We start from the raw sequence: 18,899 nt of genomic DNA on the forward strand, positions 1-18,899 counted from the left end.
GCCGATATCGTCACTCCCATGTACCTCGACCCCGCCACCCCCGTCGCCGACCGCATCGCCGACCTGCTCGCACGCATGACCAACGAGGAGAAGGTCGGCCAGATGATGCAGCTCGACGCCCGCGAGGACCTCGAGGACCAGGTGCTGCGCCAGCACGTCGGGTCGATCCTGCACGCCTCGCCGGAGCGCATCGCGCGCGCCCACGACCTCGTCGAGCAGACGCGGCTGCGGATCCCCCTCCTCGTTGGCGAGGACTGCATCCACGGGCACTCGTTCTTCGAGGGCGCCACGATCTACCCGACGCAGCTCGGCATGGCCGCGTCGTGGGACGCCGACCTGCTCGAGCGCGTCGCCCGTGCGACCGCGGTCGAAGTCGCCGCGACGGGCGTGCACTGGACCTTCTCCCCCGTGCTCTGCATCGCGCGCGACCTCCGCTGGGGCCGCATCGACGAGACGTTCGGCGAGGACCCGTTCCTGATCGGCGAGCTCGCCTCGGCGATGGTGCGCGGCTACCAGGGCGGCGGGCTCGAGGACGACACCGCGATCCTCGCCACCGCCAAGCACTTCGCCGGGTACTCCGAGACGCAGGGCGGCCGCGACGCGAGCGAGGCCGACCTGTCGCCGCGCAAGCTCCGCTCGTGGTTCCTGCCGCCGTTCGAGCGGGTCGCGAAGGAGGGCTGCCGCACCTTCATGCTCGGCTACCAGACCACCGACGGCGTGCCGATCACGGTCAACGACTGGCTCCTGAACGACGTGCTCCGCGGCGAGTGGGGGTACACGGGCACGCTCATCACCGACTGGGACAACGTCGGCCGCATGGTCTGGGAGCAGAAGGTGCAGCCCGACTACGCCCATGCGGCCGCGGCCGCGGTGAAGGCCGGCAACGACATGGTCATGACGACCCCGGGGTTCTTCCGCGGGGCGCTCGAGGCGATCGAGCGCGGGCTCCTCGCCGAGTCCGACCTGGACCTCGCCGTCTCGCGGATCCTGCTGCTGAAGTTCGAGTTCGGGCTCTTCGAGAATCCCCGCAAGCCCGACCTCGCCCGCATCGAGGGCGTCGTCGGCAGCTCGACGCACGCCTCGCTCAACCTCGAGGCCGCCCGCCGGTCGCTCGTGCTCCTGCAGAACGACGGCGTGCTGCCGCTGCTGCCCGGCCGGGTCGCGGATGACGCGGGCCGAGCGGTCTCCGACGGCACCCCGCGCCGGGTGTCGGTGATCGGGCCGCTCGCCGACGACGCGCAGACCCAGCTCGGCGACTGGGCGGGCTCCTCCGGTCAGGCCGACTGGCTTCCCGACGGGCACCCGCGCGAGATGATCACCACCGTGCTCGACGGGTTCCGGCGCTCGGCGCCGGCCGACTGGACGATCGAGCACGCCGAGGGCGCGCGCATCCTGACCCTCGAGGAGGACCCGGAGGGCGCGTTCTTCCCCGACGGCCAGCCCCGACCGCAGGTCGTCGTGCCCTGCGCCCCCGACGCCGAGCTCATCGCCGAGGCATCCGACGCCGCCCGACGCAGCGACCTCGCGGTCGTGGTCGTCGGCGACCGCATCGAGCTCGTCGGCGAGGGCCGCTCCACCGCGACCCTCGAACTCGTCGGTGACCAGGTCGCGCTGCTCGACGCCGTCGCCGCGACCGGCACGCCGTTCGTCGTGGTGCTGCTGGCCTCGAAGCCGCTCGTGCTCCCGCCGTCGGCGGACCGCGCGTCGGCGCTCCTGTGGGCAGCGAACCCGGGCATGGAGGGCGGTCGCGCGATCGCCGACCTGCTGCTGGGCCTCGCCGAGCCGAGCGGACGCCTGCCGATCTCGTTCGCACGCCACGCCGGGCAGCAGCCGACCTACTACAACCAGGTCCGCGGCCAGCACGGCACCCGGTACGCCGACCTCACCCAGAGCCCGGCGCACGCGTTCGGCGAGGGCCTGACCTACACGACGGTCGAGTACGACGAGCTCCGCGTGCTCGAGGACGCCGTCGACCCGGGCGGCACCGTGCGCGCCGAGGTGCGCGTCACGAACACCGGCACCCGTCCGGCCCGCGAGGTCGTGCAGGCGTACGTGCGCGACGCGGTGACGTCGGTGAGCTGGGCCGACAAGGAGCTGAAGGCGTTCCGACTCGTAGACCTCGACCCCGGCGAGTCTCGCATCGTCCCGATCGAGGTGGCGGTCGCGGACTGCTCGATCGTGGACGCGCGCGGAAGGCGCGTGGTCGAGCCGGGCGCGTTCGAGCTGCTGGTCGGTCCGTCCTCACGCGACGAGGCGCTGCTCGCGGCGTCCTTCGCCGTGGAGGCCGACGGCCCCGTCCGGGTGTAGGCGGCACCGCGCTCGCGCCGGGGACCGGCCGGAACGGCCGCCCCCGGCGCCGACGCGGCTCAGTTCGGCAGTTCGATCATGTACGAGACGATCTCGGTGATGCGTCCGTCGGCCGCGAAGTCGAACACGTCGCACGACGCCACGATCGACACCCCGCCGTCCGCATCGGTGTAGCGGGCGAGCGCGTCGACGACCACGCTGTCCTCCCCGACGACCGAGCGGAAGCGCTGGAACTCCGTGGTCACGTCGGCGAGCTCGGCGGCGGTGCGCTCGATCGCCTTCGTCACCGCCTTCCGGCCGACCAGCGGTCCTCCGCCGACGGAGGTCCAGATCACGTCGTCGGCGAGGTGCGGCAACGCCACCTCGAATCGATGGCCGGAGAACGCCCGGGCGATCTGCTCGGTGCTGAGGTCGGTCATGGTCTGCATGCGGCTCGCTCCCCTCGCGCGGCATCCGCACCGTCGCGGATGACGCCTTCACCCTCACCCCGCCGGAGCCCGCCCGTCAAGATGCGTCGGGGCGGATGGCACGATGCCGTCGTCTTCCGAGCTGCCGCGGCATCCCTGATCGCGCTCTTGTGCCGGTCTCGGCCGCGCTGCGAGCATGGCGGCGACCCTACCAATGCGGAGGCCGCATGTCCGACCCGATCTCCACCCCTCCCGCCCCGACCACGCCCATGCTGCCGGCCGAGGCGGCGCTCTTCCGCCAGGCGCGGGTGCTCGTCGGCGCGGCCGTGGGCGCCTCGGCGTTCTACGGCTGGTTCGCCCGGGCGTCACGCGGTACGTGCCGGAGCGACGGCTCGGGTCCGGACGGCGGCATCGAGACCTGCACGACGGTGACGCTCGAGCCGAGCGCGCTCGTCTACCTCGCGGTCGCGCTGATCGTGATGCACGCGATGACCACCGTGCTCGAAGGGTCGGCGACGACGGATGCCGCGCTCCGCACCCTCGCTCGCGCCCGCCGGCTCGTGATCGCGATTCCGATCTGCTCGCTGGTGCTCGCGCACTCGTGGTTCGCGTCGCTCCCGACCGACGACCCGTGGTCGCCGACGGGCAACGACGTGCTGCCCAGCCTCATCGCGTGGGTCGACATCGAGACCAGGACGAGACCCTGACGTTCCGACGCAGGACCCCTTCCCCCCGGTCGGCGCCGGGGCGTAGCCTGCCCTCGATCGCGCGACGTGCGCGACCGGACGAGGGGGTTTCCGATGGCCGAGCTCGCACCGATCCATCCGTGCCTGTGGTTCGACGACCAGGCGCGCGAGGCGATGGAGTTCTACGTCGAGGTGTTCCCCGACTCGCGCATCGATCGCATCGACGAGTACCCCGACGAGTCGCTCGACGAGCACTTCCGCGGGATGTCGGGCAAGGTCCTGAACGGGCGGTTCACGCTGAACGGGGTGCCGTTCACCTGCCTCGACGGCGGCCCGCTGTTCCGGTTCAACGAGTCGATCTCGTTCATCGTCTCGTGCGCCGACCAGGCCGAGATCGACCACTACTGGGAGCGCCTCTCGCACGAGCCCGACGCCGAGGCCTGCGGATGGTGCAAGGACCGCTTCGGCGTCAGCTGGCAGATCGTGCCGGCGGACATGGAGGAGCTCACCCGCCGACCGGAGCAGATCCGGGCGATGATGCGGCAGAAGAAGATCGTCATCGCCGAACTCGAGAACGCCTGAGCCGCGGATGTCACGCAACCCCGACATCCCCGACGCGTTCGACGTCTACACCGTCGTCGTCCTCCGGCGCCCCGCCGATCCCCCGGAGCTTTCCGACGACGAGCTCGACGAGCTCCAGCGCCGGCACCTCGCGTACCGGGCGAAGCTCCGCCGCGACGGCGTGCTCGTGGCGAACGGCCCGTTCGGCGAGCAGAGCGACCCGTCGTACCGCGGCATGTCGATCTACGCCTGCGACCTCGCGGAGGCCGCGCGGCTCTCGGACGGCGACCCGTCGGTGATCGCGGGCCGGCTCGTCTACGACGTCATGGAGTGGTGGGTCGCGGCCGGCACGTTCGCGTTCCCGGCGGCACCCGGTCCCGTCGGCGAACAACGGGCGATGCCCGGCGCCTGAGCGCGCGACGCGAGGCACGGGCGCCGCTGCCGCTCAACGCGGCGCGACCGCGTCGCAGCCGACGAAGGCGACGGACCCCGACGGCTCGTCGGTGCGACCGAACACGCACGCCTCCGTGTCGTCAGCCGAAAGGGCACCGACACGGGGACCGAAGTGCAGGAGCGCATCGAGGTCGCCGTCGCCATCCGAGTCCGCCGGATGGACGGCCCCATGGGCCTCACCCACGCCTCGATCGTCCAACAGGGCATCAAGTGAGCCGAAGCGCAGCGACGACGGCTCGACGAGGACGGCGTCGAATGCCGACGTAGCGCCATCCTCGCCCGCCGCGGTGGTCAGCAGAGCGACCGGAACGACGCCTCCGTTCAGGCGCACCGGGTTCGTCGGGCTGCCCGGGACCACGTCGATCGAAACGGGCAGGGCGCAGTCGACGACGACCGTCGCCTCCGCAGCGTCGTTGTCCGGGTCGGGATCGATGACGCTCGCCCGCTCGGGAGCGATCGCGGTGCGGAACGTCAGCTCGTGCCGTCCCGGGTCGACGCAGCCGACGGTGTACGCAGCGTCGAGCCGTTCGGAACCGCCCGCGGGGATCGCCGCCACGTCGACGACGTCATCGCCTGCCGGATCCACCGTCAGCCCCGCACCCGCGCTGCTCGATCGGGTGACCTCGGCGTCGACCGGCCCGTCCGGGCCGAGGTTCGCGATCTCGCTCGCGACCGCGACCTCGATGACGTCCCCGACGATTCCGAAGCGCGGCACCGAGACGTCGAGGCCGGTCACCGCGAGGTCCGCCTCGACGCAGTCCGGGTCGTCCGGGGTGGCGATGCAGAAGTCGCGGACCGGCGCCGCGAGGTCGACGGCGAGGACCTCCTCGTCGAGGGCGATGTCGAGCACCCGCATCTGCGCCATCTCCGGGCTGAACGGCACGATGAACGTGCCCGCGCCCGACTCGCGGATCTCGAGGCGCTCCGAGTCATCCCACGTGAACGTCCACAGCGGGCTCCAGGCGTTCAGGGTCCGGATCGTCGCGCCGTCGGCATCCTCGACCACCAGCCGGAGCAACGGCGGATCGCCGACGTGCGTGTGCGCGCGCTCGATCGACACCTCGGCCGACGTGAGGGTCGCCTCGGTGCGCGAGGCGAAGTCGACCCGCACGATCATGGACTTCGCCGGGTCCTCCGCGCCGTCGACGAACACCGGCAATGGGGCCTCGGCGAGCTCGTCGGGCGGGTCGGACCGGGCGACGAAGGGCGATGCGAGGGCGAGGAGCACTGCTCCGGCGAGCCCGAGGCCGGCGGCGGCAGCGTGGATCGATCGCATGGTCGGCCTCAGCATCCCGCCGCGCGGCATTCGTCGAGGATGTACCGGTACCGCCGGAGGTCCGCGCCACGCGCCATCCCGTTGTCGACCATGATGTCGTTGACGACCGGGTCCGAGACCGTCCAGTCGGGGTCGGGCGCCCAGTCGGTGGGCTCGAGGAATTCCTGGCAGTCGTCGGCGTCGCGCCCGTCGGCGAACAGGGACAGCTCGCCGAGGCAGATGTCGCGTTCGGCATACACGTTCGGAGCGACATCCGCCATCCAGTAGCCTCCGTCGCACGTCGGACTGAACGAGCCCGGCCGGAGGTTGCAGTACTCATCGGCGAGCCCGAACGGCTGGTGGCTGGTCTCGTGCGTGACGATCTGGAAGGCATCCCCCCGGAACGCGAGGTTCAGTGTCCCGGACGCGAGACGTTCGCTCGACAGGGCGCAGTCCCGCTGAGACCGGAAGTGGAGGATCATCCCGACGTCGGCCCAGGCGTACTCGTCCTCCCACCCGGCCGGCGCGTCGTGCGCGCACTCCACGTTCGCATCGGATGCCGAGCCCGGACGGGTGAGGATCCAGAAGTTGAACGAGTCCTGGGCCGTGAGGAACGGGTCGAACCCGTAGTACGAGATGCCGATGACCCTGGCGACGTCATTCAGGAATCGGCGCCCGGCCGGCGGCGCGACGCCGAACGGGTAGGTGATGTCGTCCGCGATGAAGACGACGTCCAGGCGCGAGGAGCTGGGGCCCGTGTAGACCACCGGGAAGACCGCCGTGCCGGGGTCTCCCTCGGTGGCGATGCGCCAGCCGCTCGAGATCCGCTCCGACCCCTTCGCGAGGCCGCATGCGTATCCGAACCGGAAGCCGTCGGCATCGTCCCCCGGCGCGGTGAAGGTGGCGTACGCGACGTTCACTCCGGCCAGGTCCGTTTCCAGCCTGCGCGTGGCGAGGTCGTCGACGTCGTCCTGGATCCAGATCTCGAGGTCGTCGACGTAGACCTGCGCGAGGGCGCCGTCGAGCGCCTCCGCCATGATCCTCACGGTCTCGCCCGGCTGGGGCCACGCCGGCGTGTGGGTGCAGCGGACCCTGAGGCCCGGCGCGTTGACCGGGGGTTGCACGACGACCCGCAACTGGAGTTGGACCCGGTCGTCGGCCGTGCCGGAGAACGACCCGGTGGTGGCGCACCCGATGACCTGGCCGTCGAGCTGCGCCTCGCACGGTGCGACGGTCGCAAAGCCGGTGACCGCGTCGCCGGGCCCGGCCGAGGCGTCGAACCGCTCATCGGAGCCGCACGTGAACCCGTCCTCCTCCCAGACCTCCACGCTGATCGGGATCTGCCCGGGAGTGGCGAGCGCCCCCGGATCGAGTGTGCGGGCGAACTCCCAACCCGGACTGATGTCGTCGTTGCCCTCGAACGCGTCCTGCGACGGGGTGTCCTCGTTGTCGAACAGCTGCCCGGCGAGGTCGACCCTGACATACCAGTCGGGCGCGCCGCACCCCGCTCCGTCGTCGCCGGCGAGCAGCAGGATCCGCTCGACGGTGACGGACACCCTGACCGTGGGATCGGCGTAGGCCGGCGACGGCACGACCAACGGCGCCGCGACGAGAAGCATGGCGGTCGGCGCGATGAGCGCCCGTGCTGCCCGCATGATGACATCCCCCCGGATGCCTCGTCGCCGAGGTTCGGAGCGCGACGAGACATGCCTCGTCCTACGCCCATGAGCGGGGCGCCACCAACCCCGAACGAGGGGTTTCCCGGACCCGGCACGCCGTATCGTGGGTCGGCCATCAGGGCGTCGCCCACGGCGGCCGCGCCCGTCGCGGTAGCGTGACGACATGGAATTCCTCCGCCACCTCGTCGTGCTCGTCCACCTCGTCGGCTTCGCCGTGCTCTTCGGCGCCTGGGTCGTCGAACTGTTCAACGGCAAGCGCGGCGTCACGCGCATCATGAACTGGGGCCTCGCGATCGCGGCGGTCGCCGGTCTCGCGCTCGCCGCGCCGTGGGGCATCGACCACGACCTGGACTACGCCAAGCTCGGCACCAAGCTCGTGATCCTCGTGGTCATCGGCGCGCTCCTCGGCATCGGTTCGGCCCGCCAGCGCAAGAGCGGCTCGGTCGCCCCGGCGATCTTCTGGTCGATCGGCATCCTCACCCTCGCGAACGCGGCGATCGCCGTCCTCTGGCGCTGACCGGATCCGCTACGCCCAGCCCAGTTCCCGCAGGCGCGCGTCGTCGAGGCCGAAGTAGTGGCCGATCTCGTGGACGAGCGTGATCCGGACCCGCTCGCGCAACGCGTCGAGATCGGCGCTGTGCTCCTGGAGCGTGTTCCGGTACAGCGTGATGCGGTCGGGCAGTTCGCCGAATCCGTAGACGCCGCGCGTGGTCAGCGGGTGGCCGCGGTACTGCCCGTAGAGCCTCGGACGCTGCCCCGGCGGCTGGTCCTCGAACGAGATCGCGACGTTCTCGAGCCCGCGGACCATGTCGTCGGGCAGCGAGTCGAACACCTCGCCGAGCAGTCGATCGAAGTCGTCGTCGGAGATCTGGACCATCCCCTCATCATGCTCGCGCCACCATCGGTCGGAACATCCCCGCCCCTGATCGCGTTGCCACGGTCATGAGAGCGATCGCGTACTCCGCCACCGGCCCGTCATCCGTCCTCCAGCTCGTGGAGCGCGATCGCCCCGAGCCCGGGCCCGGCGAGGTGCGCGTGCGGATCGTCGTCTCCGGGGTCAACCCGACCGACTGGAAGGCGCGGGCAGGCGCGACCGCCGGCAGCGCCACGGCCTTCCCCGAGGTCGTGCCGAACCAGGACGGCGCCGGCGTCGTCGACGCGCTCGGGCCCGACGTGGACGGCCTCGCCGTCGGCGACCGGGTGTGGGTGTTCCTCGCCGCGCACCAGCGCCCGACGGGGACGGCGCAGGAGTACGCGGTGCTTCCGGCCGGCCGCGTCGTCTCGTTGCCGGATGCCGCGGGCTTCGACCTCGGCGCCTCGCTGGGCGTCCCCGCGATGACGGCGCATCGCGCCCTCACCGTCCACGAGTCAGGACCGAGCCGGCTGCACCCGGGTGCGCTCGAGGGCCGAACCGTGCTCGTGGCGGGCGGCGCCGGCGCGGTCGGGCACGCGGCCATCCAGCTCGCGCGATGGGCGGGCGCCCGCGTGATCACCACGGTGAGCTCCCCGGAGAAGGCCGCGCTCGCGACCGCGGCCGGCGCCCACCACGTCGTCGACTACCGGGCGGAGGACGCCGCGCGCGCCATCCGCGCGATCGCCCGCGAGGGGGTCGACCACGTCGTCGAGGTCTCCCCCGCCCGCAATGCGTCCCTGAACGCGGAGGTCATCGCGAACCACGCCTCGATCGCCGTCTACGCGACCGACGGCGGTGCCGAGATGACGCTCGACGTGCGGCACCACTTCTCACTCAACGCCCGCTACCAGTTCCTGCTGCTCTACACGGTCGGCGACGCGGCGCTCCGGGCGGCCGCGGAGGACGTCACGACCGCCGCCCACGACGGCGCGCTGCCGGTCGGCGCGGACGCGGGCCTGCCGATCACCCGGTTCCCGCTCGAACGCACCGCCGAGGCGCACGACGCGGTGGAGGCGGGCACGGTCGGGAAGGTGCTCGTCGACGTCGCCGGTTCCGCACCGGAGTAGGGGGCCGCGCCCTCCGCCGTTCCGGTGCGCACCGCCCGGGTCGGCCGCGCGCGGGTATAGTCTCGCGTCACAGCGGAACCCGTCGGCGAGCCACCGGGAGCGGATGACATGGTCGAACTGGCGATCGCGGTGGGTCTCATCCTCGTGTGGAGCGCGGTCTCGGGGCCGCTCGACCGGCGAGGGATCACGTCGGCGCTGTTCCTCGTCGTCTGCGGCCTGGCCGTCGCCGTCGTCGTCCCCGGCGTGCCGGACATCTCGTTGGAGGCGGAGGAGGCGGCGCGGGTCGCGGAGGTCGCCCTGGTGCTGCTGCTCTTCAGCGATGCCACCCGCCTCGACCTGCGTGCGCTCCGGCACGAGCTCGCGTGGCCGAGCCGCCTGCTCCTGATCGGGCTGCCGCTCACCCTGCTCGCCGGGGTGGGGGCCGGCGTGCTGGTGTTCCCCGGGGTCGAGTTCGCCTCGATCGTGCTCCTCGCCACGATGCTCGCTCCGACGGATGCCGCGCTCGGGCAGAAGGTCGTCTCCGACCCGTCCGTGCCCCCGCGCGTGCGGCAGTCGCTCGACGTCGAGAGCGGCCTGAACGACGGACTGACGGTGCCGATCTTCCTCGTCGTGCTGTCGATCGCCAACGCCGAACTCGAGGGCGGGATCACGACGGCGGTCGCCTCGAGCATGGCCCAGCAGGTCGGGTGGGGCCTCGTCGGCGGCGTCGGCGCCGGACTGCTCGGCGGATGGCTCTTCCGGATCGCCGACCGGCGCGGCTGGATGGAGTCGGGATGGCGGCAGGTGCTGCCGTTGAGCGCGGCGCTGCTCTCGTACGCCGTGGCGGCCGCGCTGGGCGGAAGCGGATTCATCGCGGCCTTCGTCGCGGGGGCGGTGTTCGGTCGCCTCGCCGGGCCGGTGCGGTCGACCGTGAGCCTGCTGGCCGAGGAGGCGGGCGAGGTGCTGGCGTCGGTCACCTGGATCGCCTTCGGGGCGCTGGCGCTCACGCTCACGATCCCGAACCTGACCTGGCAGGTGGTCCTCTACGCGGTGCTCAGCCTGACCGTCGTGCGGATGGTGCCGGTGGCCGTGGCGCTGGCCGGCCGCGGCATCCGCCTGCAGACGATGGCCTTCATCGGCTGGTTCGGCCCGCGGGGCCTCGCCTCGCTGGTGTTCGCGCTCATCGCGTTCGAGCGCGGCATCCCCGAGGACGACCTGGTGCTCACGACCGTGCTCACGACGATCGCGCTGAGCATCCTGCTGCACGGCCTCACCTCGGTGCCTCTGAGCGGGGCGTACCACCGCTGGTACGAGCGGCACGTGGCGGCCGAACCGTCGGCCGAGGAGGCGGTGCCGGCACGGATGCCGCGTCGCCGCCGCCAGGTGCCCGCGGCGCGCTGGTCATCGACCTCGCTCGGCCCGGACGACCTCGACGGCTGAGGTACCGACCTCCCCGACGACCGGCGCACGCCGTCATCGCACGGCGAGCCGGCCCGCCAGCCATGCCCGGGCCCGTGCGTGGAACGCTCGGGCGACGGGGGTGGCACGGGCCACGGTCTCGAACCCGTGCGGCGCACCGGCGACGACGTCGAGCGTGCAGTCGACGCCCGCGGCGGTGAGCGCGTTCGCGTACGCGACGTCCTCGTCGTGGAAGAGGTCGATGTCGCCGACGCCGATCCACGCCGGCGGGAGCCCGCGGAGGTCGGAGCGGCGCGCCGGCACGGCGCCGGGCGGCGGCGACCCGGCGCCCGGGCGGCCGTCGAGGTACGCGGTCCAGCCCACGCGGTTGTCGCGGTTGTCCCACGTGAGGTGCCGGATGGCGTCCAGCTCGCGCCGCGCGGCGGTCCGGTCGTCGAGCATGGGGCAGAAGAGCAGCTGGGCGCAGGGCTGCGCGCCGCCGTCGTCGAGCAGCCGCTGGGCGAGGGCGGCCGCGAGCGATCCGCCCGCGCTCTCCCCGCCGACCGCGATCCGGTCTTCGTCGATGCCGCGCGCGGATGCCGCGTCACGGAGCCAGTCCCACGCCGCCATGCAGTCGTCGAGCGGCGCCGGGAACGGATGCTCCGGTGCGAGCCGGTACTCGGCCGAGACCACCACGGTGCCGAGCTCCGCCGCGACCTCCGCGCAGAACCGGTCGTCGATCGCGGCCCCGCCGATCACGAAGCCGCCGCCGTGGATCCAGAGCAGGGCGCCGCCGTCACCGCCGCCGGCCGGCGTGAAGACCCTCACGCCCGTGCCATCGGTGTCGAAGTCGACGCGTTCGAACCGCACGCCGCCCGCGGGCTTCGGCGTGGGGATCCGCCCGATCGCCGCCTGCACCAGCCGGCGCTGCCAGGCACGCCGCACCGGCAGGCGGGCGAACCATCGGAACGCGGGGCGCAGCTGCGGATCGAGGTCCGCGAGGCGCATCCTCCGTCGCTCGTCGAGCGCACGCTGCGACATCCGTCCTCCCACCGGCCCGCCGGCCGCCGGCGGAACTGCTCGTAGCGTACGGGCCGGGACGGCGCCTCGGCGACCGGCGTCAGCCGACGAGGCGAACGGGCGGCTCGGGAGTGGTCGGCGCGGGCTCCCCCGAACCGGCGTCGAGGCGGGCCGTGAGCCCGGCGAGGAAACGCGCGACGTCCTCGAGCTCGTCGGCGGTCGGCACCCAGTGGACGGCCGCCGCGACCGAGCGCGCGAGCCGGTCGAACTGCTCCGCGAACGTGCCGGTGAGTGCCCGCACGCTGTAGCCGACGTCGTCGACCAGGTGGCGCACGGCGCGGAGCCGCTCGTCCGTCGAGAGCCCGCCCTCGTCGGTCGCGAGCGCGGCGCGGAGGATCGACGACGCGTCGACGAGCTGCGAGAAGTCCTCGGTCCCGAGCCCGAGCTCCTCGCGCAAGGCGTGAAGGTCGGGGTCGACGGCGATCCGGGACGGATCGAGGATGCCGTGCCGCTCGAGTCGGTCGCGCAGCGCGGCGAACCGCTCGACCTGCCAGGCCGACGCGATCGGCGCGAGCACGAGTTCGCGCATCCGGGGCTCGCTGCCGAGCAGCATGAGCTCCGGGTCGCGCGCCGCGCCGCGCTGGTACGAGTCGATGTGGCGGGCGTAGCGCACCCCTCGGATCGCCTCGTCGATCAGCAGCCCGCGCTCGGCGTCGCCCTCCATCGCGCGCGCCCGCCGCGCCGTGAAGCAGGCGTACGAGTAGCGGATCTCGGTCTCGAGCGACGCCCCCGCCTCGCGCAGCCAGCGGCGCGCCGCCGCGGCCTGCCGCGACGCGTCACCCGTCGCCCCGGCCGCCGAGCCGGGGGCACCTTCGACGCCCCAGTCGTCCGCGGCATCCGGGTTGAAGATCATGTAGCAGAGCGCGGCACGGGCCCGCATGCGCGACAGCACCCGGTTGGGGTCGCGGCGCGGCGCGGCGCTCTCGCGCTCCAGCAGCTCGATGTAGCGGTCGACGGCGACGCGGATGCGCGCGCGCCGATCGTCGACGGCCGCGGGATCGGCCGATCCGCCGTCGAGCTCGACGTACGCGGCCCAGTTGCGCGCGGCCGTCATGTACAGCATGAGCGTGCGCAGCAGCATCGCACGCGGCTCGGGCGCCGGCGGCCGGATGCGGCGGCGCTCGTCCCACCGGGTGCGGAGTGCACGCGTGCCCCGGCGCATGTCGGCCGGATCGAGGCGGGCCGGGCCCAGCTCGGCGGCGACGCGCACGTACTCGTGACGGGCCTTCGGTCGCCGGTCGGCGAACACCTCGGGTTCGCCGCACAGCCACGCGGCGTGGTTGACGACGGGCTCGAGGCCCTGGTCGATGAACGCCTCGAGCGACTCACGGTCCTCGAGCCGTTCGAACCGGTCGAAGACCCGGTCGTACTCGGCGAGGATGCTGGTCGGGTCCTCCTCGATGGCGCGGTTGAGGTAGTGGCGGCGTTCCTCGCCCTGCGTCATCCGCGCCAGCCCGAGGAAGCCGACGGACTTCCAGCTCGCCGCCCGGTAGAACCCGCGCACGTCGGGATAGCGCTCGGCCATCGTCATCGCGGTGAACCCCGCGGCGAGCGCGAGCAGCTTGCGATGCTGGTCGGGCTCCGCGGACTCCCACTCGAGGACGAGTTCGACCTCGTCGAGCGGATGCCCGTTGCGGCGGAGCGTCGCGATGCCCGAGTGCGGGTCGAGGATCGTGACCTGCAGCATCCACGGCGCCGAGTTGAACAGCACCTGGAACAGCCAGGCGACCGCGGAGGCCACGCCGCTGCCGCTCCGGTCGGCGATCGCGATGAACTCGCCCATGTCGGGCGAGCTCGGCCGCTCGACGCGCTCCCGCGGATCGTCGAGGTTCGCGTTTCGCACCTGGAGCAGTGCGTCGATCGCCCATGCGGTGTTCGTGCTGCCGTCGGGGGCGAGCACCTTCGCGTCGAGCCTCGAGCGGGTGGCGAGGCCCGGCCCGAGCACCGACACGGCCACGAGCGCGAGCGGCAGCACGACCGCGAGCCACACGGCGAAGCCGTCGCTCGCGTAGGCGGTGGAGACGACGATGACGACCGGCGTCACGACGACGAGGGCCCAGCCGACCGCGCGGAGCACCGCACCGGTCCGCCGCGTGACCCGCAGGTTGCGGATGCCCGGCAGCAGCGCCACCAGGCGCGCCGCGACCGCGAGCACCAGCCAGGTGACGAGCACGGCGAGCAGCGTGTCGCCGAGGGGCACGAGCACGCGGTCGACGAAGCCGTCCCAGCGTGCGCCGACCGCAGCCGTCCACTCGGTGAGGGTGCGGGTCTCGCCGAGGTCCGCCGTGCAGCCGGCGAGCGCCAGCACGGCGCCGATCGCGAGTGCCGCCCCCGGTACCCGTGTCCGCCGTGCTCGAGTGCTCGCCCCACGCATCGTCCGCGCCTGCCTGGCGCGATTCTAGTGAAGCGGCGCCTCGCTGCGACAGTGCCGACCCTGAGGGCCGGGCCGAGGGGCTACCGGCCGGTGCCGTGGCAGAGCCGGTCGCGCACCCAGGAGGAGGCGTCCGCCTGGGGCAGCTCGCCGGAGCGCACGAGCCGGGCGAACTCGATGGCCTCCTCGCTCAGGCGCCCGTCGGCCGACTCGGGTCCGTCGCGGAGCACGTGCACCGTGAGCCAGCGCGTGACCGGGCCGCCGAGGCGTGCCGCGACCGCGACGGTTCCCGCGAAGTGGCGCGCCTGCCCCTCGGTGTCGTCGTCGACCGCCGGGCGGAACCCGCGGCCGCGGATGCGGTTCCGGCCGCCGGACGCCGCGTCGAACAGCCACATCGGCCCGCGCCGGACGCCGGCCGCACGGCCGAGCTCGCGCAGGAACCGGCGGTCGGAGTGGCCGCGCGCGGCGAGGCGGTCGATCGATTCGGCGAGTGCGGCGCAGGCGTCCATCCCCCTCAGCGTACGGCGGCGGATGTCGCGGCCCCGCCTGCCCCTCGGAACCGTCAGCCCGCCCCGGCGACGATCGCGCGCGCCACGCCCTCGACCCGGTCTCCCCGGATGAGGTGGAGCGCGCCGTCCACGGCGAGGACCGCCGGCGATGCGGAGGCGTCGCCCGTCGCGGGTCGCACCAGCGCACTCGCGTCGACCCCGTCCGGCACGCCGCCGAGGTCGAGCGGTTCGAAGGTCACGTCGGCGTCGGGCTCGCCGAACCGGTCGAACAGCACGGCGAAGCCGGGCGCGACCGTCACGACGACGCGGGGGCCGCCGTCGACGAGCACCGTGCAGTCGAAGGTGCGTGCGGCGGCGCGGACGGCGTGGTCGAAGTCGCGCGGCGGCGCGGCCGCGGCATCCGTCGTCTCGTACGCGACCACTGCGGGGTCGCGCACCTGCAGGGCGTCGACGACCGCGGCCTGATCGAGGCGGCCGGTGCACGCGGCCGCTCCCTCGCGCAGGTCGACGACCGGCCGGCCGAGCTCGGCGAGCTGTTCGGCCTGGGCCGAGTCGAGGGCCTCGAACGCGGTCTCGGCGACGGCGACCAGCCGCTCGATCATCACGGCGCCGCCGATGCCGGCGAAGCGTCCCCCCTCGGCGGTGAGGCCCGCGGCGCTGATCGAGGCGACGACCCAGTGCTCGCCGACGGGCGCGGAGAGCGACCATCCCGGGTCGCCGCCGGCGACGGACGCCTCGACACCGGCGACGTCGCGGGTGTCGGGCGACACCGAGTCGCCGAGCTGCAACGGCACCCAGTCGTCGGCGGCGCCGGGGAGCACGTCGATGCGCAGGTACGCCCAGTCGCTCGGCGCACCGTATTCGGGCATGCCGCCGCCGACGCGCCATGAGCACGCCAGGCCGCCGACGCCCTCGACCAGCACTCCCGACATGGCGTCGGAGCCGTTCACCGCGTCGACCGGTTCCTCCGCCTCGCCGTCGGCGCCGGCGAGGGTCGCGGCCACCAGGTCGGCCGGCGCGAGGTCGTCGCAGCCGAGCGGGGCGGATGCCGCGGGCGTGGTGCTCGCGGGCGCACTCGGGGCGGGCTCGCCCGCCGGCGCCGATCCGGCGCAGGCGCTCAGCGCGACCGCCGCGGTGGCGGCGACCGCCGCGAGGCGGATGCGGTTCGGGCGCACACCCCGACTCTACCGACGGGGGCGGCCCGCGGCCACGGTTCCACCGCCCTCCGGTACTCGGTGTTGCAGAGCACCGGTAGTCTGCCTTACTATGTAGCAGTACCCAGTCACACCGAGTAGCGAGGACGCCCGCATGGGGAAGCAGATGACCGAGATGCTCAAGGGCACGCTGGAGGGCATCGTCCTCGCGCTGCTCGCGTCGCAGCCGGCCTACGGCTACGAGATCACCGCCCGCCTTCGCGAGCGGGGCTTCAGCGACATCGCGGAGGGCACCGTCTACGCGCTGCTGGTCCGCATCGAGCAGCGCGGGTACGTCGACGTGGAGAAGGTCCCGTCCGAGAAGGGCCCGCCCCGCAAGGTGTACTCGCTCAACGCGCAGGGACGCGGGTACCTCGACGAGTTCTGGACGACCTGGGGCTTCCTCGCAGATCGCATCGCAGAGCTCCACCACCGCACCGAGCCGAAGCGTGACGACGACGCGCAGCACGAAGGAGAGGACTGACATGGCAGCCAAGTGGATCGAGGCCCTCACCGGGTCGCTCGAGCAGAAGAAGCAGTACCGGCAGGCCAAGGCCCGGCTCGACGCGCTCCCCGAGCCGTACGGCAGCGCGGCGCAGGCGTTCCACCGGTACCTGATGTACTCCGGCGGGATCGTCGACGGCGACACGCTCGTGACGATGATGGGCGACTTCGCCGATCTCTGGGAGCGGGCCGCGGCCGACGACACGCCGCTGCGCGAGCTCGTCGGCGACGACCCCGTCGAATTCGCCGAGGCCTTCGCGGAGGCGTACACCGGCGCGCGATGGATCGACAAGGAACGGGCGCGCCTGAACAACGCCATCGACGCCGCCGAGCGGACGGAACGACCATGACCGCCACCGTCGCCGAGGCCGCCATCCGCGTCCGGGGCATCCGGAAGTCCTTCGACGGCCTCGAGGTGCTGCGCGGCGTCGACTTCGACGTGGCACCGGGCACCGTCTTCGCCCTCCTCGGCACGAACGGCGCGGGCAAGACCACCCTCATCCGCATCCTCGCGACGCTCTCGACCGCCGATGCGGGCACCGCGCGGGTCCACGGCTTCGACGTGGCCTCCGCCCCCGGTGAGGTCCGCGAGTCGATCAGCCTGACCGGCCAGTTCGCCGCGGTCGACGAGGTCCTGACCGGACGCGAGAACCTCGTGCTGGTCGCGCGGCTCCGCCACCTGGCGGACCCGGGCGCCGTCGCCGACGCCCTGCTCGACCGGTTCTCGCTCGCCGACGCCGGGGGCCGTCGCGTCGCCGGCTACTCGGGCGGCATGCGCCGGCGGCTCGACCTCGCGATGAGCCTCATCGGCGACCCGCCGGTGGTCTTCCTCGACGAGCCCACCACCGGGCTCGACCCGCAGGCCCGCCTCGAGGTGTGGCAGGCGATCACGGCGCTCGCGGCATCCGGCACCACCGTGCTCCTCACCACCCAGTACCTCGACGAGGCCGAGCAGCTCGCCGACCGGATCGCGATCCTCCACGAGGGCGCGATCCTCCGGAACGGCACCCTCGCCGAGCTGCAGCGGCTGCTCCCGCCGGCGAAAGTCGAGTACGTCGAGCAGCAGCCCACCCTCGAGGAGGTCTTCCTCGCCCTCGTCGGCGGGCCGACCGGAAGGACGGAACCATGATTGCCCGCGCCCTGGCCGACACCGGCGTGCTCACCCGCCGCTCGCTGACCCACGTGCTCCGCAGCCCCGACACGATCCTCACCACCGCGGTCACCCCGATCGTGCTCATGCTGCTGTTCGTCTACGTGCTCGGCGGCGCGATCGACGCGGGCGCCGAGGGCTCCTACGTCGACTACCTCCTTCCGGGCATCCTGCTGATCACGATCGCGTCGGGCGTGGCGTACACCGCGTACCGGCTGTTCCTCGACCTGCAGGGCGGGATCGTCCAGCGGTTCCGCTCCATGCCGATCGCGCGGTCGTCCGTGCTCTGGGCGCACGTGCTCACCTCGGTGGTCGCGAACCTGGCCTCGGTCGCGATCGTGATCGGCGTCGCGCTGGTCATGGGCTTCCGCACCGGGGCGTCGGTGGCCGACTGGCTCGGGATCGCCGGCATCCTGACCCTGTTCACGCTGGCCCTGACTTGGCTCGCAGTGATCGCCGGCCTCTCGGCGAAGACCGTCGACGGAGCGAGCGCATTCAGCTACCCGCTGATCTTCCTGCCGTTCATCAGCTCGGCGTTCGTGCCCACCGAGTCCATGCCCGGCCCGGTCGCCTGGTTCGCCGAGCACCAGCCGGTCACGGCGATCGTCGACACGATCCGCGCCCTGTTCGCCGGCGAGCCGATCGGCGACGACCTGTGGGTCGCGCTCGCGTGGCTCGCCGGCATCCTCGCGATCGCCCTCGCCACGGCCGTCGCGATCTCCCGCCGCAGGCTGGGCTGAGACGTCAGGCCCGGGCGTCCTCGAGGTGCGGCGCCCCGTGGCTGAGCACCTTGACGACCAGGTCGTGTCGGGCGAGCGCCCGGATGGTGCGCGTCACCTCGTCGGGCGTGCGGCCGAGCGCCCGCTCGTTCGCCACGACGAGCACGTCACCCGCCCGGAGCGTCTCGAACAGGCGCGCGAGCCGCTGCTCCCACGACTCGGGGGCGTCGGGGGTGGGGTACCGGAAGTCGAGGATCTGCACGCCGAAGCGCGTGAGGTCGTTGCGCTGCTCCAGGATCGGCGGCATGTCGTCACGAGGCACGACGAGCCCGACCAGGCGCGATCCCTCGGGCCGCGCCGTCCACCAGTCGTGGTTGCGCTGCAACTCGGCGAAGCACTCCGGGCAGCCGATCGCGCGGTGCCCCGGACCATGGGCGACCGCGCCGGCGTGGGTCGCCGCGGGTGCGGCATCCGTCGTCGGTCGAGTCGTGTCGTCGTGCATCGCGGGCCCCTTCGTGTCGCCCCTCCATTGTCGCCGACCGGCTCGGTCGCAGGATCACGCCGGGCAGGTCCGCTCTCGGGGGTTTCCGAGTCGTGCCCGGTAGGCTCTCGCCATCCGACCGATTGATGGAGGCGTCGAGCACCCCGTGCCCCCCACCACCACCGAT

At 73.0% G+C, this 18,899-nt stretch carries 20 protein-coding genes; 11 read left to right on the forward strand and 9 right to left on the reverse strand.

Features of this window, described 5'->3' with window-relative positions:
• Positions 1 to 18 precede the first annotated feature (18 nt).
• Positions 19 to 2,307: an exo-beta-d-1,3/1,6-glucosidase gene (locus ACUY4T_RS03170; protein ID WP_446017774.1), complete on the forward strand. Its 2,289-nt coding sequence runs from the start codon at positions 19 to 21 to the stop codon at positions 2,305 to 2,307.
• A 59-nt stretch (positions 2,308 to 2,366) separates the two neighbouring features.
• Here ACUY4T_RS03170 and ACUY4T_RS03175 read toward each other — a convergent pair whose 3' ends face one another.
• Complete coding sequence (locus tag ACUY4T_RS03175; protein ID WP_446017453.1) at positions 2,367 to 2,735, reverse strand: nuclear transport factor 2 family protein; 369 nt, start codon at positions 2,733 to 2,735, stop codon at positions 2,367 to 2,369.
• Between the two features lie 206 nt (positions 2,736 to 2,941).
• Between ACUY4T_RS03175 and ACUY4T_RS03180 the strand changes: the two genes are divergently transcribed.
• The 3 genes from ACUY4T_RS03180 (at position 2,942) to ACUY4T_RS03190 (ending at position 4,373) form a co-directional block, all read left to right on the forward strand.
• Positions 2,942 to 3,421 (forward strand): hypothetical protein, encoded by a 480-nt coding sequence (locus tag ACUY4T_RS03180; protein WP_446017454.1) that lies wholly within the window; start codon positions 2,942 to 2,944, stop codon positions 3,419 to 3,421.
• A 93-nt stretch (positions 3,422 to 3,514) separates the two neighbouring features.
• Positions 3,515 to 3,982, forward strand: coding sequence for a VOC family protein (locus ACUY4T_RS03185; RefSeq protein WP_446017455.1), 468 nt, complete (start codon positions 3,515 to 3,517; stop codon positions 3,980 to 3,982).
• A gap of 7 nt (positions 3,983 to 3,989) precedes the next feature.
• Complete coding sequence (locus tag ACUY4T_RS03190) at positions 3,990 to 4,373, forward strand: YciI family protein (RefSeq protein WP_446017456.1); 384 nt, start codon at positions 3,990 to 3,992, stop codon at positions 4,371 to 4,373.
• 33 nt (positions 4,374 to 4,406) lie between these two features.
• Here the strand turns inward: ACUY4T_RS03190 and ACUY4T_RS03195 are convergent, their stop codons facing one another.
• Complete coding sequence (locus ACUY4T_RS03195; protein ID WP_446017457.1) at positions 4,407 to 5,690, reverse strand: hypothetical protein; 1,284 nt, start codon at positions 5,688 to 5,690, stop codon at positions 4,407 to 4,409.
• Between the two features lie 8 nt (positions 5,691 to 5,698).
• Positions 5,699 to 7,324, reverse strand: a complete 1,626-nt coding sequence (locus ACUY4T_RS03200; protein WP_446017458.1) for a hypothetical protein — start codon at positions 7,322 to 7,324, stop codon at positions 5,699 to 5,701.
• A 187-nt stretch (positions 7,325 to 7,511) separates the two neighbouring features.
• On the opposite strand from ACUY4T_RS03200, the gene ACUY4T_RS03205 reads away from it, so the two are divergent.
• Positions 7,512 to 7,865: a Fe-S protein gene (locus ACUY4T_RS03205; protein WP_446017459.1), complete on the forward strand. Its 354-nt coding sequence runs from the start codon at positions 7,512 to 7,514 to the stop codon at positions 7,863 to 7,865.
• 9 nt (positions 7,866 to 7,874) lie between these two features.
• On the opposite strand, the gene ACUY4T_RS03210 is transcribed toward ACUY4T_RS03205, so the two are convergent.
• On the reverse strand, positions 7,875 to 8,225 hold the full coding sequence (locus ACUY4T_RS03210; protein WP_446017460.1) for a metallopeptidase family protein: 351 nt from the start codon (positions 8,223 to 8,225) through the stop codon (positions 7,875 to 7,877).
• A 65-nt stretch (positions 8,226 to 8,290) separates the two neighbouring features.
• On the opposite strand from ACUY4T_RS03210, the gene ACUY4T_RS03215 reads away from it, so the two are divergent.
• The gene (locus tag ACUY4T_RS03215; protein WP_446017462.1) at positions 8,291 to 9,328 is read left to right on the forward strand and encodes an NADPH:quinone reductase; all 1,038 of its coding nucleotides are present in this window, start codon (positions 8,291 to 8,293) and stop codon (positions 9,326 to 9,328) included.
• Positions 9,329 to 9,436: 108 nt separating this feature from the next.
• Positions 9,437 to 10,747 (forward strand): cation:proton antiporter, encoded by a 1,311-nt coding sequence (locus ACUY4T_RS03220; protein WP_446017463.1) that lies wholly within the window; start codon positions 9,437 to 9,439, stop codon positions 10,745 to 10,747.
• 33 nt (positions 10,748 to 10,780) lie between these two features.
• Here the strand turns inward: ACUY4T_RS03220 and ACUY4T_RS03225 are convergent, their stop codons facing one another.
• From ACUY4T_RS03225 to ACUY4T_RS03240, 4 genes are all read right to left on the reverse strand, one after another.
• The gene (locus ACUY4T_RS03225) at positions 10,781 to 11,746 is read right to left on the reverse strand and encodes an alpha/beta hydrolase (protein WP_446017464.1); all 966 of its coding nucleotides are present in this window, start codon (positions 11,744 to 11,746) and stop codon (positions 10,781 to 10,783) included.
• A gap of 79 nt (positions 11,747 to 11,825) precedes the next feature.
• Complete coding sequence (locus ACUY4T_RS03230; protein ID WP_446017465.1) at positions 11,826 to 14,093, reverse strand: hypothetical protein; 2,268 nt, start codon at positions 14,091 to 14,093, stop codon at positions 11,826 to 11,828.
• Between the two features lie 146 nt (positions 14,094 to 14,239).
• Positions 14,240 to 14,665 carry a hypothetical protein gene (locus ACUY4T_RS03235; RefSeq protein WP_446017466.1) on the reverse strand — a complete coding sequence of 142 codons (426 nt, stop codon included), beginning with the start codon at positions 14,663 to 14,665 and terminating at the stop codon, positions 14,240 to 14,242.
• Positions 14,666 to 14,718: 53 nt separating this feature from the next.
• Entirely contained in the window at positions 14,719 to 15,840 is a 1,122-nt protein-coding gene (locus ACUY4T_RS03240; RefSeq protein ID WP_446017467.1) for a hypothetical protein, read from the reverse strand.
• A 133-nt stretch (positions 15,841 to 15,973) separates the two neighbouring features.
• Here ACUY4T_RS03240 and ACUY4T_RS03245 point away from each other — a divergent pair, with 133 nt between their 5' ends.
• From ACUY4T_RS03245 to ACUY4T_RS03260, 4 genes are read left to right on the forward strand one after another with little or no spacing between them, the layout of a single operon-like run.
• Positions 15,974 to 16,342: a PadR family transcriptional regulator gene (locus ACUY4T_RS03245; RefSeq protein WP_446017468.1), complete on the forward strand. Its 369-nt coding sequence runs from the start codon at positions 15,974 to 15,976 to the stop codon at positions 16,340 to 16,342.
• A 1-nt stretch (position 16,343) separates the two neighbouring features.
• Complete coding sequence (locus tag ACUY4T_RS03250) at positions 16,344 to 16,712, forward strand: DUF1048 domain-containing protein (RefSeq protein ID WP_446017469.1); 369 nt, start codon at positions 16,344 to 16,346, stop codon at positions 16,710 to 16,712.
• Positions 16,709 to 17,491 (forward strand): ABC transporter ATP-binding protein, encoded by a 783-nt coding sequence (locus ACUY4T_RS03255; RefSeq protein WP_446017470.1) that lies wholly within the window; start codon positions 16,709 to 16,711, stop codon positions 17,489 to 17,491. Before ACUY4T_RS03250 ends, ACUY4T_RS03255 begins: the two co-directional genes overlap by 4 nt.
• Positions 17,488 to 18,252, forward strand: coding sequence for an ABC transporter permease (locus tag ACUY4T_RS03260; RefSeq protein WP_446017471.1), 765 nt, complete (start codon positions 17,488 to 17,490; stop codon positions 18,250 to 18,252). Before ACUY4T_RS03255 ends, ACUY4T_RS03260 begins: the two co-directional genes overlap by 4 nt.
• Positions 18,253 to 18,256: 4 nt before the next feature.
• On the opposite strand, the gene ACUY4T_RS03265 is transcribed toward ACUY4T_RS03260, so the two are convergent.
• Complete coding sequence (locus ACUY4T_RS03265) at positions 18,257 to 18,733, reverse strand: recombinase family protein (protein ID WP_446017472.1); 477 nt, start codon at positions 18,731 to 18,733, stop codon at positions 18,257 to 18,259.
• Between the last annotated feature and the right edge of the window lie 166 nt (positions 18,734 to 18,899).

Source organism: Agromyces arachidis, assembly GCF_052805135.1.

Coding starts and splice junctions, on each gene's coding strand:
- ACUY4T_RS03170 (WP_446017774.1), top strand. CDS start 19: ATGTACCTCGACCCCGCCACCCCCGTCGCCGACCGCATCGCCGACCTG.
- ACUY4T_RS03175 (WP_446017453.1), bottom strand. CDS start 2,735: ATGCAGACCATGACCGACCTCAGCACCGAGCAGATCGCCCGGGCGTTC.
- ACUY4T_RS03180 (WP_446017454.1), top strand. CDS start 2,942: ATGTCCGACCCGATCTCCACCCCTCCCGCCCCGACCACGCCCATGCTG.
- ACUY4T_RS03185 (WP_446017455.1), top strand. CDS start 3,515: ATGGCCGAGCTCGCACCGATCCATCCGTGCCTGTGGTTCGACGACCAG.
- ACUY4T_RS03190 (WP_446017456.1), top strand. CDS start 3,990: ATGTCACGCAACCCCGACATCCCCGACGCGTTCGACGTCTACACCGTC.
- ACUY4T_RS03195 (WP_446017457.1), bottom strand. CDS start 5,690: ATGCGATCGATCCACGCTGCCGCCGCCGGCCTCGGGCTCGCCGGAGCA.
- ACUY4T_RS03200 (WP_446017458.1), bottom strand. CDS start 7,324: ATGCGGGCAGCACGGGCGCTCATCGCGCCGACCGCCATGCTTCTCGTC.
- ACUY4T_RS03205 (WP_446017459.1), top strand. CDS start 7,512: ATGGAATTCCTCCGCCACCTCGTCGTGCTCGTCCACCTCGTCGGCTTC.
- ACUY4T_RS03210 (WP_446017460.1), bottom strand. CDS start 8,225: ATGGTCCAGATCTCCGACGACGACTTCGATCGACTGCTCGGCGAGGTG.
- ACUY4T_RS03215 (WP_446017462.1), top strand. CDS start 8,291: ATGAGAGCGATCGCGTACTCCGCCACCGGCCCGTCATCCGTCCTCCAG.
- ACUY4T_RS03220 (WP_446017463.1), top strand. CDS start 9,437: ATGGTCGAACTGGCGATCGCGGTGGGTCTCATCCTCGTGTGGAGCGCG.
- ACUY4T_RS03225 (WP_446017464.1), bottom strand. CDS start 11,746: ATGTCGCAGCGTGCGCTCGACGAGCGACGGAGGATGCGCCTCGCGGAC.
- ACUY4T_RS03235 (WP_446017466.1), bottom strand. CDS start 14,665: ATGGACGCCTGCGCCGCACTCGCCGAATCGATCGACCGCCTCGCCGCG.
- ACUY4T_RS03245 (WP_446017468.1), top strand. CDS start 15,974: ATGGGGAAGCAGATGACCGAGATGCTCAAGGGCACGCTGGAGGGCATC.
- ACUY4T_RS03250 (WP_446017469.1), top strand. CDS start 16,344: ATGGCAGCCAAGTGGATCGAGGCCCTCACCGGGTCGCTCGAGCAGAAG.
- ACUY4T_RS03255 (WP_446017470.1), top strand. CDS start 16,709: ATGACCGCCACCGTCGCCGAGGCCGCCATCCGCGTCCGGGGCATCCGG.
- ACUY4T_RS03260 (WP_446017471.1), top strand. CDS start 17,488: ATGATTGCCCGCGCCCTGGCCGACACCGGCGTGCTCACCCGCCGCTCG.
- ACUY4T_RS03265 (WP_446017472.1), bottom strand. CDS start 18,733: ATGCACGACGACACGACTCGACCGACGACGGATGCCGCACCCGCGGCG.